This is a genomic window from Granulicella sp. L60 (genome assembly GCF_009765825.1).
In the GTDB taxonomy this organism is placed as follows: Bacteria; Acidobacteriota; Terriglobia; order Terriglobales; family Acidobacteriaceae; genus Edaphobacter.
On sequence record NZ_LMUR01000003.1, the window covers coordinates 113,473 to 128,161 of the forward strand.

General features: G+C 58.3%; 15 protein-coding genes and 1 pseudogene. 11 read left to right on the forward strand and 5 right to left on the reverse strand.

Annotated features, from left to right (window positions below):
- Positions 1 to 5 precede the first annotated feature (5 nt).
- Positions 6 to 803 (forward strand): BON domain-containing protein, encoded by a 798-nt coding sequence (locus tag GSQ82_RS01185; protein WP_158790191.1) that lies wholly within the window; start codon positions 6 to 8, stop codon positions 801 to 803.
- Between the two features lie 67 nt (positions 804 to 870).
- The gene (locus GSQ82_RS01190; protein ID WP_158790192.1) at positions 871 to 1,734 is read left to right on the forward strand and encodes a UbiA-like polyprenyltransferase; all 864 of its coding nucleotides are present in this window, start codon (positions 871 to 873) and stop codon (positions 1,732 to 1,734) included.
- 58 nt (positions 1,735 to 1,792) lie between these two features.
- Here the strand turns inward: GSQ82_RS01190 and GSQ82_RS01195 are convergent, their stop codons facing one another.
- Positions 1,793 to 2,128, reverse strand: coding sequence for a CsbD family protein (locus GSQ82_RS01195; protein WP_158790193.1), 336 nt, complete (start codon positions 2,126 to 2,128; stop codon positions 1,793 to 1,795).
- Between the two features lie 64 nt (positions 2,129 to 2,192).
- The gene (locus GSQ82_RS01200; protein ID WP_158790194.1) at positions 2,193 to 2,342 is read right to left on the reverse strand and encodes a lmo0937 family membrane protein; all 150 of its coding nucleotides are present in this window, start codon (positions 2,340 to 2,342) and stop codon (positions 2,193 to 2,195) included.
- A gap of 156 nt (positions 2,343 to 2,498) precedes the next feature.
- Between GSQ82_RS01200 and pheA the strand changes: the two genes are divergently transcribed.
- Both pheA and lon read left to right on the forward strand, forming a co-directional pair.
- On the forward strand, positions 2,499 to 3,335 hold the full coding sequence (gene pheA / locus GSQ82_RS01205; protein ID WP_158790195.1) for a prephenate dehydratase: 837 nt from the start codon (positions 2,499 to 2,501) through the stop codon (positions 3,333 to 3,335).
- A 309-nt stretch (positions 3,336 to 3,644) separates the two neighbouring features.
- Positions 3,645 to 6,095, forward strand: coding sequence for an endopeptidase La (gene lon / locus GSQ82_RS01210; protein ID WP_158790196.1), 2,451 nt, complete (start codon positions 3,645 to 3,647; stop codon positions 6,093 to 6,095).
- Between the two features lie 237 nt (positions 6,096 to 6,332).
- On the opposite strand, the gene GSQ82_RS01215 is transcribed toward lon, so the two are convergent.
- On the reverse strand, positions 6,333 to 7,703 hold the full coding sequence (locus GSQ82_RS01215) for an amidohydrolase family protein (RefSeq protein ID WP_158790197.1): 1,371 nt from the start codon (positions 7,701 to 7,703) through the stop codon (positions 6,333 to 6,335).
- 270 nt (positions 7,704 to 7,973) lie between these two features.
- Here GSQ82_RS01215 and GSQ82_RS01220 point away from each other — a divergent pair, with 270 nt between their 5' ends.
- From GSQ82_RS01220 to GSQ82_RS01230, 3 genes are all read left to right on the forward strand, one after another.
- Positions 7,974 to 9,164: an alpha/beta fold hydrolase gene (locus GSQ82_RS01220; protein ID WP_158790198.1), complete on the forward strand. Its 1,191-nt coding sequence runs from the start codon at positions 7,974 to 7,976 to the stop codon at positions 9,162 to 9,164.
- A 108-nt stretch (positions 9,165 to 9,272) separates the two neighbouring features.
- The gene (locus tag GSQ82_RS01225) at positions 9,273 to 9,851 is read left to right on the forward strand and encodes a TetR/AcrR family transcriptional regulator (protein ID WP_158790199.1); all 579 of its coding nucleotides are present in this window, start codon (positions 9,273 to 9,275) and stop codon (positions 9,849 to 9,851) included.
- A 135-nt stretch (positions 9,852 to 9,986) separates the two neighbouring features.
- Complete coding sequence (locus tag GSQ82_RS01230) at positions 9,987 to 10,451, forward strand: DUF4126 family protein (RefSeq protein WP_158790200.1); 465 nt, start codon at positions 9,987 to 9,989, stop codon at positions 10,449 to 10,451.
- A 160-nt stretch (positions 10,452 to 10,611) separates the two neighbouring features.
- On the opposite strand, the gene GSQ82_RS01235 is transcribed toward GSQ82_RS01230, so the two are convergent.
- Positions 10,612 to 11,064, reverse strand: a complete 453-nt coding sequence (locus tag GSQ82_RS01235) for a VOC family protein (RefSeq protein ID WP_158790201.1) — start codon at positions 11,062 to 11,064, stop codon at positions 10,612 to 10,614.
- Between the two features lie 68 nt (positions 11,065 to 11,132).
- Positions 11,133 to 11,402: pseudogene (locus GSQ82_RS01240) on the reverse strand (helix-turn-helix domain-containing protein); the annotation flags it as partial.
- A 339-nt stretch (positions 11,403 to 11,741) separates the two neighbouring features.
- Between GSQ82_RS01240 and GSQ82_RS01245 the strand changes: the two are divergent.
- The 4 genes from GSQ82_RS01245 (at position 11,742) to GSQ82_RS01260 (ending at position 14,597) form a co-directional block, all read left to right on the forward strand.
- Complete coding sequence (locus tag GSQ82_RS01245) at positions 11,742 to 12,212, forward strand: DUF488 family protein (protein WP_254061338.1); 471 nt, start codon at positions 11,742 to 11,744, stop codon at positions 12,210 to 12,212.
- A 116-nt stretch (positions 12,213 to 12,328) separates the two neighbouring features.
- Entirely contained in the window at positions 12,329 to 12,763 is a 435-nt protein-coding gene (locus GSQ82_RS01250) for a DUF6321 domain-containing protein (protein WP_216846980.1), read from the forward strand.
- Between the two features lie 117 nt (positions 12,764 to 12,880).
- Positions 12,881 to 13,597, forward strand: coding sequence for a molybdenum cofactor biosynthesis protein MoaE (locus tag GSQ82_RS01255; protein ID WP_158790202.1), 717 nt, complete (start codon positions 12,881 to 12,883; stop codon positions 13,595 to 13,597).
- The gene (locus GSQ82_RS01260; RefSeq protein WP_254061339.1) at positions 13,587 to 14,597 is read left to right on the forward strand and encodes a VWA domain-containing protein; all 1,011 of its coding nucleotides are present in this window, start codon (positions 13,587 to 13,589) and stop codon (positions 14,595 to 14,597) included. The genes GSQ82_RS01255 and GSQ82_RS01260 overlap by 11 nt, the downstream gene beginning before the upstream one ends.
- The last annotated feature ends 92 nt before the right edge of the window (positions 14,598 to 14,689 follow it).

Genomic DNA, 14,689 nt, shown 5'->3' on the forward strand with positions numbered 1-14,689 from the left:
GCACGATGAGTTTGATGAAGAGTTTGAGGCGATGGGGTTTTGTTGTAGCGGCTGGTGTGTTGCTTGCAGGAGTTGGGATGCGAGCGTTGGCGCAGGCAGCGGCCGGTAGCGGGCCGAATGACGCGCAGATTCAGACAGCAGTGACGAAGGCTCTGGATAACAAGCGATATCAGGATGTGAAGAGTTCGGTGCAGAACGGCGTGGTGACGCTGACGGGGAGCGTGGATCTTTATAGCTCGAAGGTGGCTGCCGACGACCGGGCGCATCATCAAAAAAATGTGAAGGGTGTGGAGAATCAGATTGTGGTTGCGGGTCCGGCGGTGGATGATGTGACGCTGCGAAACAAGCTGGCGGAGAAGCTTGCGTATGACCGGGTGGGCTACGGTACGACGGCGTTCAATGCGTTTACGATCGGCGTGGAGAATGGAGTGGTGACGCTGGGGGGATCGGCGTATGGGCCGATGGATAAGGACTCGGCGATGAGCCTGGTGGAGAACTATCCGGGGGTGAAGGACGTCATCGACAATATTGATGTGGCGCCGGTGTCGCCGATGGATGATCGGATTCGGCTGGCGGAGGCGAGGGCGATCTATGGAACGCCGCAGTTGAATAAGTATGCGATCGATCCTGCAAAGCCGATCCGCATTACGGTGGTGAATGGCAATGTGACCTTGTCGGGCGTGGTGGATAACCAGGGGGATAAGGACATCGCCAATATTCGGGCGAATGGGGTTCCCGGAGTGTTCAAGGTGGTGAACAATCTGCAGGTTGGCGATGGTGAGCCGGATAAAAGCGGGAAATAGATGCGGTTTTATGGATTTGGCCCTGTCGGCTGTGTTGTGGCGGCCCCGACTCTTTTACGATAGAGAGATGGCCTCCTTGTGGAAGAGTACGGTTGTAACGCTTGAGATGATCAAGTGGGAGCACTCGGTGTTTGCGCTGCCGTTTGCGTTGACGGCGGCGGTGCTGGCTGCCGGCGGCTGGCCGACGATGCGAGTACTGGGATTGATTGTGGTGTGCATGGTGGCGGCGCGTTCGGCTGCGATGGCGTTCAACCGGCTGGTGGATGCGAGGCTGGATGCGGCGAATCCGCGGACTTCGATGCGGGCTCTGCCGGCGGGGGTGTTGAGCAGCGGATTTGTTGGTGGATTTGTGGTGGTATCGGTGTTGCTGTTTCTGGTGGGTGCGGCGATGTTGAACCGGCTGACGCTGGAACTTGCTCCTATCGCCTTGGCGGTGGTGCTGGCGTACAGCTACATGAAGCGGCTAACGCGGTGGTCGCACCTGGTGCTTGGATTGGCGTTGGGGATTGCGCCTTCGGCGGCATGGATCGCGGTGAGGGGATCGCTGGATGCGAGGATCGTAGTGCTGACCGCAGCGGTGTTGCTGTGGGTGGGCGGGTTCGATGTGCTGTATGCGTGCCAGGACTTTGAACACGATCGGAAGGTGGGGCTGAATAGTGTGCCGCAGGCGTTTGGACTGGTGGCAGCCTTCTGGATTGCGCGGTGCATGCACGTGGGAATGCTATTGCTGCTGTGCTGGCTGATTGTGCTGTTCGGGTTGGGTAAGGTAGCGATGCTGGGAGTTGGGCTGGTGGGAATTTTGCTGCTGTATGAGCACTCGATGATCTCGCCTTACGATCTGCGACGTATGAACGCTGCGTTCTTCACATTGAATGGAGTGATCTCGGTTGTGTTCTTCGGATTTGTCGCAGCGGATGTGTTGATGCGTTAAGGAGAAGAAGGCCCGCGTGATGCGGGCCTTCTTGTATAGCTGAGATTGATCGACGGAACTAGCCGTTGTGTTCGCGCTTCAGGTTGTCGAGCTTCTCGTTCACTTTGTCTTTGACATTCTGCGCAGTTGAAGTAATGCTCTCGCGCATGTTGTGTGCTGTGTTCTCGGTACGGTACTTCAGGTCTTCGCCTTGTACGTTAGCCTTGGCGCGCTCGTCATCGCGGACGACATTTGCTGTGTCTTTAGCGTTTCCCCAAGTCTCTTTCGCAGCGCCCTTGATCTGATCTGCGGCACCTGAGTTGGCGAGCTTTTGATTGCCAATTGCTTCGCCGACCGACTGCTTGATCTTTCCTGCTACCTGATCGAATTTACCTTCTACTTTTTCGGTGTTCATTGGATTGCTCCTTTACGTTTACAAAAAGTGGAATGGGAGGGCTGATATTGGATTTGCGTTGCGGCTATAGAGCCCGTCTACCGGACATTAGGTTGAAGATCAGCACAATGATGGCAAGGACAAGAAGGATGTGAATCCAGCCGCCCAACGTGTAGCTGCTCACAAGTCCCACAAGCCAGAGGATGAAAAGAATAATCGTGATAGTCCAAAGCATTTGAGTTGGTCTCCTGGCGATGTCCGGTTAGCTTCCCGGTTCGCAATCCTAATGGTTCAGCACTGTACCTTCTTGTGGTAAGTTGCCTGGCGGAGGGGCGAGGTTGCCAGTGCGAATAAAATATCAATTGCATAATTGGGATTGGGGTGACTTCGATTGAGGATTGCGATTCAGGGTGAGATGGGTTCGAACAGCCATATGGCTGCAGTGGCAATGCTTGGCGACCGAGGCGATCTAGAGATTGTCGCGTGTACGGTCTCGGCGCAGGTGCTGGCTAAGGTGACCGGAGGCGAGGTGGATGGTGCGGTGCTGCCGATTGAAAACAGCCTGCATGGGTCGGTTGCGGAACACTACGATCTGCTGCTGGAGCTGCCGGTTCGCATCGACCGGGAGAGCCAGTTGCGGATTCGGCATAACCTGATTGCGATGCCGGGAGTGAAGGTGAGCGAGGTGCGCAGGGTGATGTCGCATCCGGTTGCGTTATCGCAGTGCAGACGCTTTCTGGCTGAGCATCCGGAGTTTGAGGTGGTGCCCTTTTACGACACGGCTGGTAGCGTGAAACACCTAATGAGTGCGGGGTTACGGGATGTTGCGGGAGTTGCGCCGGAGCTGGCTGCAAGGGAGTATGGGGCTGAGATCTTAGTAGCCGGGGTAGAGGACCACGCTGAGAATTACACGCGATTCCACCTGGTGCGTTGTGAGGATGCTGCTGCGGAGGAAGAGAGTGCAGAGGCCGAAAAAATGAGTTTGGCGTTTGCTATTGAACACAGGCCGGGGACGCTGGTGGCTGCGCTGCAGCGGTTGGCTGAGGCAGGGGTCGATCTGACCAAGATTGAGTCCAGGCCGGTGCCGGGGAGCCCGTGGGAGTATGTGTTTTATGTCGATGTGAGGTTCGACGGGGCCAAAAGGGCGGAGATGGCTTTGGCGGCGCTGCGGGAGCATTGCAGAATGGTAAAAGTGCTGGGCCGCTATCGGGCTGCTCGGACCGGGTGAGGGGCTGACATAGGGGTGGCGCGCCTTCGGGTGGAGGCGTAGGATGCCGTTTATTGAATCGGGCTCGGCGTGCGGGAAAATTACGCTGCGGAGCGGCTTATTCGCTGTTTTTGTTTCTGAATCTCTCCTTTGGACGTGCTTCGCATCGGGCTTGGCTGAGTTGATTTCCACATATCGCGCTGATGATAAGGGAGTTATAGCCGATGGAGGGAGGGATGGGCTATCTCGCTACAGAGAAGAGGGTATGAGTTGCGACCAGATGAGGACTTGCTGCATCGAATAGTTGATAATCTGATAGAGGTACACTCAATGCCAAGCGATTTCGTAAGTGTGATTCAACCGACAGCAGCAAAGACAAGTGAAGGAACCGAAGCGTTGGAGGGTGGGAGACGGCCTGCTCCCGTGCTTCCGGTACGAGATACGGTTCTGTTTCCGCATGCGGTGCTGCCGTTGACGGTGGGCCGCGAGAGCTCGATCCAGTTGATTCAGTCGCTGGGCGAGGAGAAGACCATTTTGGTGGTGGCGCAGAGAGATGCGCGGCAGGATTCGCCACAGTCTGCAGACCTGTTTGCGATCGGTACGCGGGCGACGGTCCATAAGGTCGTGAAGATGCCGAATCAGAGCCTGTTTGTGTTTACCGAGGGCAATGAGCGCGTGCATCTGGGCGAGTTTACGCAGCTGGCACCGTTTATGACGGCACAGTATGAGCCTATCCCGGATGTTGAGCCGGAGAAGACGCCGGAGGCTGAGGCGCTGCAGCGCAATATCGTAAGCCAGTTTCAGCAGATTGTGACGTCTTCGCCGACGTTGAGCGACGACCTGCAGACGATTGCGATCAACATTGAAGAGCCGGGCAGGCTGGCGGACTTCATCGCTTCTTCGCTGCCGTTTTTGACGACGACGGACAAGCAGGAGCTGTTGGAGACGCCGGATATCGCGGCTCGGCTGGAGCGTTTGAACAAGCACCTGGCGAAGGAGCTGGAGGTGCAGCAGCTTCGCAACAAGATCCAGAGCGAGGTGCAGGACTCGGTACAGTCGTCGCAGCGGGACTACTATCTGCGTGAGCAGTTGAAGGCGATTCAGAAGGAGCTTGGCGATGTGGACGATACCCAGAAAGACATCGCTGAGTTGAAGGAGAAGATTGAGACGGCGGGTATGCCGGAGGATGTGAAGAAGGACGCGCTGAAGGAGCTTGGTCGTCTGAGCCGGATGAATCCTGCGGCTGCGGACTACTCGCTGACGCGGAACTATGTGGAGTGGTTGGCAGTGCTGCCGTGGGGGAAGACCTCTTCGGGCGAGGTGGACATTCTGAAGGCGAAGGCGATTCTCGATGAGGATCACTATGGCTTGAAGAAGGTGAAGGATCGCATTCTGGACTACCTTTCGGTGCGGCGTTTGAAGCCGGATATGAAGGGGCCGATCCTGTGCTTCGTCGGGCCTCCGGGCGTGGGTAAGACCTCGCTGGGACGGTCGATTGCGAAGGCTTTGGATCGCAAGTTCTCGCGGATTTCGCTTGGCGGTATGCATGACGAGGCGGAGATTCGCGGGCATCGGAGAACGTACATCGGCGCGCTGCCGGGGCAGATTATTCAGCACCTGAAGCGGGTTGAGGTGAAGGATCCGGTGTTCATGCTGGATGAGATCGATAAGCTGGGGCGCGATTTCAGGGGTGATCCCGCGAGTGCGTTGCTGGAGACGCTGGATCCGGAGCAGAACAATACGTTTCGCGATAACTATCTGGATCAGCCGTTCGATCTGAGTAAGGTGTTGTTTATCTGCACGGCGAATCAGCTGGATACGATTCCGGGGCCGCTGCTGGATCGTATGGAGATCATTGAGCTGACCGGTTATACGGAAGAGGAGAAGGTGAATATCGCCATCAAATACCTTATTCCGCGGCAGATCAAGGAGAACGGGATTACGGAAGAGAACATCGAGTTTCCGAAGGAGAGTGTGCATCTGATTGCGCGGCACTACACGCGTGAGGCTGGTGTTCGTAAGCTCGAGCAGCAGATTGGAACGGTGTGCCGCAAGGTCGCGCGCAAGATCGCGGAGGGTCATACGGACAAGGTCGTGATTACGCCGGAGATTGTGCATGAGTTTCTTGGCGGCATCAAGGTGCGTGTGGATACCGAGATTGCAGAGCGTACGAAGCGGGCTGGCGTTGCAGTTGGACTTGCCTGGACACCGGCGGGCGGCGATGTTTTGTTCATCGAAGCGAACCGGATGAAGGGCAAGGGCGGGTTCACGATCACTGGGCAGATTGGTGATGTGATGAAGGAGAGCATGCAGGCCGCGTTGACCTGGGTGCGCTCGAATGCCGCGTCGTTAGGGCTCGATGAGGACTTTACGAAGGATACGGACCTGCACATCCATGTGCCTGCGGGTGCGATTCCGAAGGATGGTCCGTCGGCTGGCGTGACAATGGCGACTGCGTTGGTGAGCTTGTTGACGAATACGCCGGTGCATCCGCTGACGGCGATGACGGGCGAGATTACGCTGAGCGGCAATGTGTTGCCGGTGGGCGGGATCAAGGAGAAGTTCCTTGCTGCGAAGCGGGCCGGAGTGCGGGATGTGATTCTGCCGCTGGACTGCAAACAGCAGGTGGATGAGGATTTAACGCCGGAGCAGACCGAGGGCGTGACGCTGCACTATGCGACACGGATTGAGGATGTGCTGGCGGTTGCGCTACCGAAGACTCGGGCGGAGAAGGTCGAGGATGAGGTGGTTCGGGAAGAAGTCATTCACGCTTCGGCGTAAATTGACCCTGACTGGCGACTGGAAGATGAGGGACGGTTCGGCGATTGCCGGGCCGTCCTTTTTTATTTTCAGGCCGCTTTTTTTGCGGCGTGGTGGAGGGCGTTTTTGCTGGGGTTTTTGCGAAAACGGTGGTGCAGGACGTGGTTTTTTGCTGGTGAGTTGTGGTGGTTAGCATGGTGAACGTGGTGGCTTAGCGGGTGTTTTTGGGGGGCGCGAAGTACGACAGGTTTTTGAAGTTTATTTTTGGGCGGGACTTTTTTGGGCAGCGGGGAAGTTGTAGAGGGTTTCGGCGTTGCCGCGGAGGACCATGCGGGCGAGTTCGGCGGCGCGGGCGGGAGTGATCTCGTTGTCGCGGATCATGCCGGTGAGGGCGATGCCGAGGGACTGACGGATGTTGCGGTTGGCGATGTAGGCGGCCTCTTCCCAGCCCATCGAAGAGGAGTAGGGATAGGCGTCGGTGGCATAGAGGACCTTTTCGGGGTAGAGCTCGAGCCATTCGCGGAGCCACGCAGACATGGTGCGGGGCGGGATCATGAGGGACTGCTGCGAGAGGTCGAGGAAGACGTTGGGTTTTTGCAGGAGGGCGCCGATCTCGTGGACGAAGGGCCAGCCGCCGTGGAGGAGGACGAAGTTGGTGTGGCGGAGGCGGGGATCGTTGAAGAGGGGTTCGAGGAGGAGCGGGTTGTCGCCAGCGATGGAGAAGTAGCCTCCTCCGCCGGAGATGGTGTGGAGGTGGACGGGGAGGCTGAGGCGTCCGCACTCGGCGGCGATGTAGCGGAAGAGAAAGTCCTGGAGGCGCTTGTACTGGGCGGGGTTGGGGTTCGGCTGATGGAGGAGCGAAGCGTAGATGCGGGCGGCTTCGGGCTGGGGGACGTCATCGAAGCCGAAGGAGCGGAGGTAGGCGATCTCGAACTTTTCGGCTACGGCTCCGTTGGCCTTTTGTTGTTGGAGGAGAGGTGTGACGAGTTGTTTGAGGTAGGCGTCGAGGGTGGTGGGGAGGGATGCGAGGCCGAGTTGACGGAGGTACTGCTTGCGAAGGGCGTCTTCGAGGGGGAAGAACTGTTTGCGGTCGGGTGTAGCAGAGGCGAGGCCGGAGTTGTCGAGCGGGAAGAGAAGGGTGTCGACGTAGGGGACCCAGCGGAAGCGCGGCGGCTGGACTCCGGTGCCCATGGCGACGCGGTTGGCGAGCATGGTTTCGATGTTGGCGTGGTCGAGGACGTAGGTGGAGTAGGACTCGTCTTGCTGGCTGCGGACGGCTTCGCGTGCGGCGTCGAGTTGTTTGAGGCCGGATGCGTCGAGTGGAGGAAGTTGGTTGAAGTGGTAGAGGGACTGCCATGCGTCGTGGAGGGCGGGGAGGGTGGGGCGCATGCCGGCGGGGTCGGTGTATGGCTCCATGGAGTCGACGGGGAGAGCGTCGAAGTTGCGGTCGGTGGCGTAGGCGGGCGGGGAGAGCATGGGGTGGGCGTGGTTGTCGATGGCAGGGATGGCTTCGATCTGGGCGGCGAGGGATGGGTCGATGGAGAGGTTGCCGGATTGGGCGTGGGTGTGGGTTGCGGCGGTGAGCAGGAGGAGCGTTGCGGCGATGAGGGTGTGGCGGGGTGTGAGCATGGGTGATTTCGATTGTATGAGGTGAGTGAATATTCTCGCCGGGAATCTCGGTGAAGACCGACGACGTATTCCATGACTTGCCTATGTCGCTTCAGATGAAGCGTGTTGTTGGGACGGGTCCGCGACTTTGCGCATGGTACGCTACGAGCGGGTGTCAACTCTTCGGCCGCGTCTGTTCGAAGGAGAGCTTCGCCCACCTACAAACAAGCTACATCTCAGCGCAGATAACCCTCAGTCTCTTCTCCCCTCAAGCCCTAGCAGGAGTCTTTCGTGCATAAGCGCAATCTCGTTCTCGCCCTCATCCTCACCCTCATCCTCGCCGCGCCTATGCTGGGCGCGCAGACAGCCAGTACGCTTCATCCGGAGAAGCACGAGTTCGTCATTCACAACTTCAAGACCGAGTCAGGGGTGGTGCTGCCCGAGGCGCGCATTGTGTATGGTACTTACGGTCAGCTCGATGCTGCGGGGGACAACGCCGTTCTGCTGCCTTCGCACTACATGGCCAAGCTCAACGGCTATGAGTGGCTGATGAAGACTCCTGCTTATCCCAACGGCGCTCTCGATACTACGAAGCTCTTTCTCATTACGTCCGAACTCTTCGGGAATGGGCGGTCGTCTTCGCCGAGCAATACGCCCGAGCCCTTTCACGGCCCACGGTTCCCGGTGATGACGATCCGTGACAACGTCAACGCGGTGCATCAGATGCTTATCGAACAGTTGCACATCAAGCATCTGCGTGCGGTCATCGGCTTCTCCATGGGAGCGCAGCAGGCGTTTCAGTGGGCTGTGAGTTATCCGACGTACATGGACCGCGTTGTTGCGACTTCCGGTACGGCAAAGACCTATGGCCATGGCATCGTTCGGCTTGAGGGCCAGATTGCAGCGATTACTGCAGACTCCACGTTTAATAAAGGCGACTACACGGCGCCACCGCAGAAGGGTCTCGAAGCCTTCGGTGTCGTCTGGCTCGGGTGGCTGCACTCGCAGGAGTGGTGGCGTGAGGAGCTGTGGCGTCGCGCGGATCGTCCCGACCTGACGCTGCAACAGGTCATCGACGATGCGCGTCATAACTTCATTCTTGGTGCCGATGCCAACAACCTCATTCTGCAGTGCCGCACGTGGGAGGCGAACAATGTTGGCAGTACTCCCGCGTCGGCTGCAGGTACGCCGCAGTCGGAGGCTCATCCGGCCTTCCACGGTGATGAGAAGAAGGCACTCGGCTCCATTAAGGTGCCCGTTCTCTACATGCCCTCGATCACTGATCTTTACTTCCCCATCACTGACGCTCGCTACGAGGCGCAGTATATTCCGGGTGTAACCCTGCTCCCCATTCCATCGCTGTGGGGGCATCCGGCCGGGGCAGCCGCGAGTCCAGCCGATAAGGACTTTTTGAATAAGAACATCACAGCTTTTCTCGCAGGTGAGAATGTGACTGGCGAGACGATCGTGACGGGTAAATAATTCTTTCCAAACAATAGCGCCGCAGCCAGATTCCGGTTGCGGCGCACGGGTGGATGACAGTAAAAAAAAGATTGCGACCGAACCTACTAGTAGGTAGTCTACTTGTACATGGACAACGATACAGCAACTCGAATTCGGGAGTCGGCGCATGACCTGATTGCTGCGAGGGGCTACTTTGGATTTAGTTATGCGGATATTGCCGAGGTGGTTGGTATTCGCAAGGCGAGCATTCACCATCACTTTCCCTCCAAGGTCGATCTGGTGGTTGCGACGCTGAAGGAGTATCGCGCAAAGCTGGTCGAGGGTGCGGGTGGTCTGGATAAGAGCGTGGACGACGCGCTGCAACGGCTTAGGCTGTATGTCCGCCATTGGCAAGAGTGCGTGCAGAGCAACAATCGTCCGATCTGCATTGCGGCTCTGCTGGGGGCTGAACTTCCGGCGCTTCCCGAGGAGATTCGGGCGGAGGTACAACTGCACTTCAGGTATCTTGTCCGCTGGGTTCGAGCCACATTGAAGGAAGGGGCCAGCAGCGGAAGCATCCATCTGCAGTACGGGGTGGATGTGGAGGCGCAGAGCTTTGTGGCGGTGGTTCATGGGGCGATGATCTCCGCGCGGGCACTGGGCTCTCCGGAGATCTTCAACTCGATTACGAAGAATGCATTGGATCGCTTGCGGCCCTCGAGTTGAAGGTGGTTCTTAGATTCGGGATTTTTAGCAGAGGTAAGTTTTATCTAATTATGACTACCTACTAGTAGGTAAAACAACCAACGGGCTTTGCCCACTACTTGGCGATTGCTTAATCGCCGTTCTTTGGAGAATGATATGTCGATCCTGATCTCTGCTTTCGTGTTGGGCGTCGCGTGCGGTCTGCGCGCTGTGGTTGGTCTTGCCGCTGTGAGTTGGGCTGCAAGCAGTCAGCAGCTTCCGCTTCAGGGAACGTGGCTTTCTTTTCTCGGCAACCGGGTGACGCCGTATATCACCAGCGTGTTGGCGCTCGGAGAGATGATCAACGACAAGCTTCCCAAGACTCCTAGCCGCCTTGTTCCTCCGCAGTTCGGCGCGCGCGTCGTGATGGGAGCGCTGGTTGGGACAGCCATTGGACTTTCGCATGGGCAGCTTGTGATGGGGGTTCTGGCTGGAGTCGTCGGCAGCGTCGTCGGAACACTCGCTGGTTCCAAGGGCAGGGCGCTTGCGGCTAGGCTGTTTGGGCGGGATCTACCCGCTGCCTTGCTTGAAGATGTTATTGCTGTCGGGCTGGCTGTTGTGGCTATCGTGATACTCCGGTAAGGCAGATGCATCTATTTGGCCTGGCCTCGCGATGGAGGCCGGGCCAAAGCTCCGCTTCGCATGGCGGATTGTCTAAAAAAGGCAAAATGAAGGGTTTCACGTACAGTGGGTCTGCTCGGACGCGAACAGAGATAAGCGAAGTGATGAAGGTCCGGATCGCTTAGAGGTTCTTTGGCTGAACGAGGCTGAATCCATTTCCAAACGGGTCTTTGAAGACTGCTTCGACACCATAGAACTGATCTTTTGGCTCGGATAGAAACTCGACACCTCGGGCTTTTAGCTCCGCATAGGTCTTTCGACAATCAGAGGTATGGAAGGAGCCGGAGCTGACCATACCTTTTTTTATCAGGGCGATCATGGCTTCGTGATCGTTGGAATCGGCTGTTGTCTGACTGCCGGCTTTCATGGCGATGAAATCGGCTCCGCCGCCAACTTTCATGAGTGCGATCTGCATGTCTATCTGGCCTTTGGGCGCGACTGCGAGCCAACGGAAGCCGCTATCGGGAAAGGTGTGGTCGACCTTCAGCTCAAAACCCAGCTTGTCGACGTAGAAGTCTTTGGCTACATCCTGATCGAGCACATAGATGGCAGTGTGTAACATTTTTTGAATCATGGGTTTCTCCTTTTGCAGAAGAATAGAAGGATGATGGCAAAGAGCGCTTCTCGATTCTTGCTTTTGCTTTACGGCCGGAACAAAAGGCACTGCGGCACCATGAGGACGTGCCACGGTGCGCTGTAGCCGAAGATGCGGCGCGTCTCCCGCTGAAACTCGCTGGGGCTGCACCCGAAGCGCATGCGAAATTTGCTGCTAAATGATCCGAGGCTTTCGTATCCGATGTCGAAGCAGACCTCCGTGACCGGATTGCCAGAGGCGAGGAGTTGACGGGCGCGCTCCAGGCGGAGCCGGGTGAGGAACTGATGCGGCGTTTCGCCAAATGCAGAACGAAAGAGCCGATGGAAGTGAAATTAAGAGAGACAGGCTTCTTGTGCAGCCTGGGTGAGGAAGATGTGGGACTGATACTCCGATGCAAGGAGATCGCGGCCTCGGCAGAGACGGCGGAAGGTGTCGTCATGAAGCAGAATGGGCACAGCGAGGATGATACTACGCAGCTTGATTGCTTTTGGGACTCGATAAGAGAGGCTGGTTGAGGTTAGCCTGTATGTTCGACCGGCGGGAGATTTGGCTTCGGTTCGCGTGAACGCAGAGGCGTCAGGTGGTGATGGGATGATGACGATTGGGCATTCGACGTTGGAGTTGGAGGCGTTTTTTCGGGCGCTGGTGGAGAACAGATGCAGGACGCTGGTAGATGTGAGGCGGTATCCGGGTCGCGGAGGCATCCGCAGTTTGGGCAGGCGAGGCTGTTTGATTCGCTGGAGGCGGTGGGGATTCGCGGGGTGTGGCGGGAGGGATTGGGTGGACGGCGGGTGGCGCGGAAGGACAGCGTGAATACGGGGTGGAGGCATGAGAGCTTTCGCGGATATGCGGACTATATGCAGACGCCGGAGTTTGCGGCGGAGATCGACTGGCTGATGGGGCTGGAGGAGTTTGATGCGGCGGTGGTGATGTGTGCGGAGGCGGTGCCGTGGCGGTGTCATAGATCGCTGATTGGGGATGCGGTGCTGGCTCGGGGTGGGGTGGTGGAGGATCTCTTTGTGACGGCTGCGGGAGAGAATACGAAGAAGGCGCATGCGATGACGGGGTTTGCGCGGGTGGAGGGTGGGAGGGTTTGGTATCCGGGGGAGGCTGGGTTGTTTGTTTGAGTGGTTGGGGTGATGGTGGGGTATGGAGTTTGGGACGTTGAAGTTATGAAAGAGGATGCTGATTCGGATGAAACCTTGTGGGGCTGAGATGGTTCTTATGGCTCGAGGTGATTTCGATGGCGACTGCGAAGAGGAGTGCGGTGAAGAAGATTGTGATGAAGAAGAGTGCTGTGAAGAGCAGCATGGCTAAAAAGAGCGCGCCGAAGAAGAGTACGAGGTCGATGCCGGCTGCGGGGAAGGATCCGAAGGGCGGGCTTACGGCTGCGGGCCGCGCGTTCTATAGGAAGACGGAGGGGGCGAATCTGAAGCCGGGGGTGAAGGGGAGGGCGGATACTCCGGAGAAGATGAAGCGGAAGGGGTCGTTTTTGACGAGGCACTTTACGCATCCTCGGGGGCCGATGGTGAAGGATGGCAGGCCTACGCGGCTGGCGCTGAGTGCGCAGGCTTGGGGCGAGGCCGTGCCGAAGACGGATGCGGCGGCGAAGAGGCTGGCGGCGAAGGGACGGAAACTGCTGGAGGAGTACCATTCGGCGCAGGAGAAGAAGGGGTGATCTTCTAAGCGTGGCCGCGGGTGGGTACGGTCGCGATCAGGATGGCTTCGCGGTTGCTGACAGTACATCTCCTGAGGGTGATCGAGAGGGCAGGCTGTCGTCGGATATGCTGATGGGATGCGTGTGCGTGTGGTTTGTTTTGGGGTGTTGCGAGATAAGCTGGGCGGCGGCGAGGGATTTCTCGATCTGGAGGATGGGGCTATCGTTGCAGACGTTCTGAACGTCTACAGAGAGCGTGTGCCTGGATTTAGCTGGGATTCGATTGCGGTGGCGGTGAACCAGGAGTATGCGCAGGTTGGTGATGTGTTGCGGGACGGCGATGAGGTGGCGTTGCTGCCGCCGGTGAGTGGCGGGAGCGAGGGTTTGATGCGGGTCGAGATTGTGGATGAGGAGATTCGGGCGGCGGAGATTGTGGCCGGGGTGAAGGCTGGGAGCGATGGCGCGGTGTGCGTCTTCGACGGGGTGGTGCGGGACAATACGCGGGGGCGGAGGACGCTGCATCTGGACTATGAGGCGTATCGGGAGATGGCGCTGGAGAAGATGCGTGGGCTGGCTGGCGAGGCGGTGGAGCGGTTTGGAGTGAGGGATGTGGCATTGGTGCATCGGCTGGGAAGGCTGGTGGTGGGGGAGACGAGTGTGCTGATTGTGGTGGCTTCGGCGCACCGGGGTGCGGCGTTCGATGCTTGCCGTTGGCTGATCGATACGCTGAAGAAGACGGTACCGATATGGAAGAAGGAACAGTTTGTCGACGGGGCGGTGTGGGCGGATGGGGAGCCGTTTCCGGAGGAGATTGCGGTGCGGGCGGGTCGGGAGGTTGGGTCTGGTGAGCTGTAGAACGGTAGTGCTGGCAGGGATGATTTTGATGCAGGGCGGGCTGTGGGCGCAGGCTCCTGTGGTGCGGCGGCCGCCGCCTGTGGATGGGACGCAGGCGCCGCAGAGTCCGCAGGATGTGACGCAGCCTTCGACGGACGCGGGGCCTACGCAGACGATTCATGTGCAGACGCGGCTGGTGAATGTGGCGTTGAATGTGGTGGACGGCAAGGGTGCGCCGGTGGGTGGGCTGGGCAAGAGCGACTTCGAGATATTGGAGGATGGGAAGCCGCAGAAGATTGCGATCTTCGAGAGGGAGACGACGACGCCGCTGTCGATTGTGCTGGCGATCGATACGAGCGAGAGCGTGTTGACGAATGAGCGGCTGGAGAAGGAGGCGGCGAAGCACTTTGTGCATGCGCTGTTGCGGGATCAGGATGAGCTGGATCTGATGGAATTTTCGGACGTGGTGCGGGAGGTGGTGCCGTTTACGAACGACAAGAAGCGGATCGATAACGGGGTGAATGATATTCAACGGGGCGATGCGACGGCGCTGTATGACGCGGTGTATCTGGCGTCGCAGAGGCTGGGTGAGACGTCGGTTGCGAATGGGCGGCGGCGGGTGATTGTGCTGATTACCGATGGCGGGGATACGGTGAAGAAGGGGTCGAAGTACATGCAGGCGCTGGAGCAGGCGCAGCGGGCGGGGGCGATGGTGTATTCGCTGATTATTGTGCCGATCTACTCGGATGCGGGGCGGAATACGGGTGGGGAGCATGCGTTGATTCAACTGGCGGAGGATACGGGGGCGAAGTACTACTACGTGACGGACCCGAAGGATCTGGAGCCGGCGTTTGCGCATGTGTCGGATGATCTGAGGACGCAGTATCTGCTGGGCTACTACGCGCCGCGGCGGGGGGCGGATACGTCATACCGGACGATCAAGGTGAGGATGGCGGATGCGGGGCTGCGGGAGAAGTACGATCTGCGCTATAGGGCGGGGTACTATGCGGACGCGCACTAGGGGCTTCGCGGTTGGTATAGAGCAAGAACAACAGCAAGTGCAACGGCAAAGACGCAATACGGGGTTTCTTCGCTTCGCTCAGAATGACGACC

Bases quoted from the DNA above. Each gene is read 5' to 3' on its own strand.
- GSQ82_RS01255 (WP_158790202.1), top strand. From the start codon at position 12,881: ATGCGTGTGCGTGTGGTTTGTTTTGGGGTGTTGCGAGATAAGCTGGGC.
- lon (WP_158790196.1), top strand. From the start codon at position 3,645: ATGCCAAGCGATTTCGTAAGTGTGATTCAACCGACAGCAGCAAAGACA.
- GSQ82_RS01245 (WP_254061338.1), top strand. From the start codon at position 11,742: ATGCAGGACGCTGGTAGATGTGAGGCGGTATCCGGGTCGCGGAGGCAT.
- GSQ82_RS01250 (WP_216846980.1), top strand. From the start codon at position 12,329: ATGGCGACTGCGAAGAGGAGTGCGGTGAAGAAGATTGTGATGAAGAAG.
- GSQ82_RS01190 (WP_158790192.1), top strand. From the start codon at position 871: ATGGCCTCCTTGTGGAAGAGTACGGTTGTAACGCTTGAGATGATCAAG.
- GSQ82_RS01215 (WP_158790197.1), bottom strand. From the start codon at position 7,703: ATGCTCACACCCCGCCACACCCTCATCGCCGCAACGCTCCTCCTGCTC.
- GSQ82_RS01195 (WP_158790193.1), bottom strand. From the start codon at position 2,128: ATGAACACCGAAAAAGTAGAAGGTAAATTCGATCAGGTAGCAGGAAAG.
- GSQ82_RS01200 (WP_158790194.1), bottom strand. From the start codon at position 2,342: ATGCTTTGGACTATCACGATTATTCTTTTCATCCTCTGGCTTGTGGGA.
- GSQ82_RS01225 (WP_158790199.1), top strand. From the start codon at position 9,273: ATGGACAACGATACAGCAACTCGAATTCGGGAGTCGGCGCATGACCTG.
- GSQ82_RS01230 (WP_158790200.1), top strand. From the start codon at position 9,987: ATGTCGATCCTGATCTCTGCTTTCGTGTTGGGCGTCGCGTGCGGTCTG.
- GSQ82_RS01185 (WP_158790191.1), top strand. From the start codon at position 6: ATGAGTTTGATGAAGAGTTTGAGGCGATGGGGTTTTGTTGTAGCGGCT.
- GSQ82_RS01235 (WP_158790201.1), bottom strand. From the start codon at position 11,064: ATGATTCAAAAAATGTTACACACTGCCATCTATGTGCTCGATCAGGAT.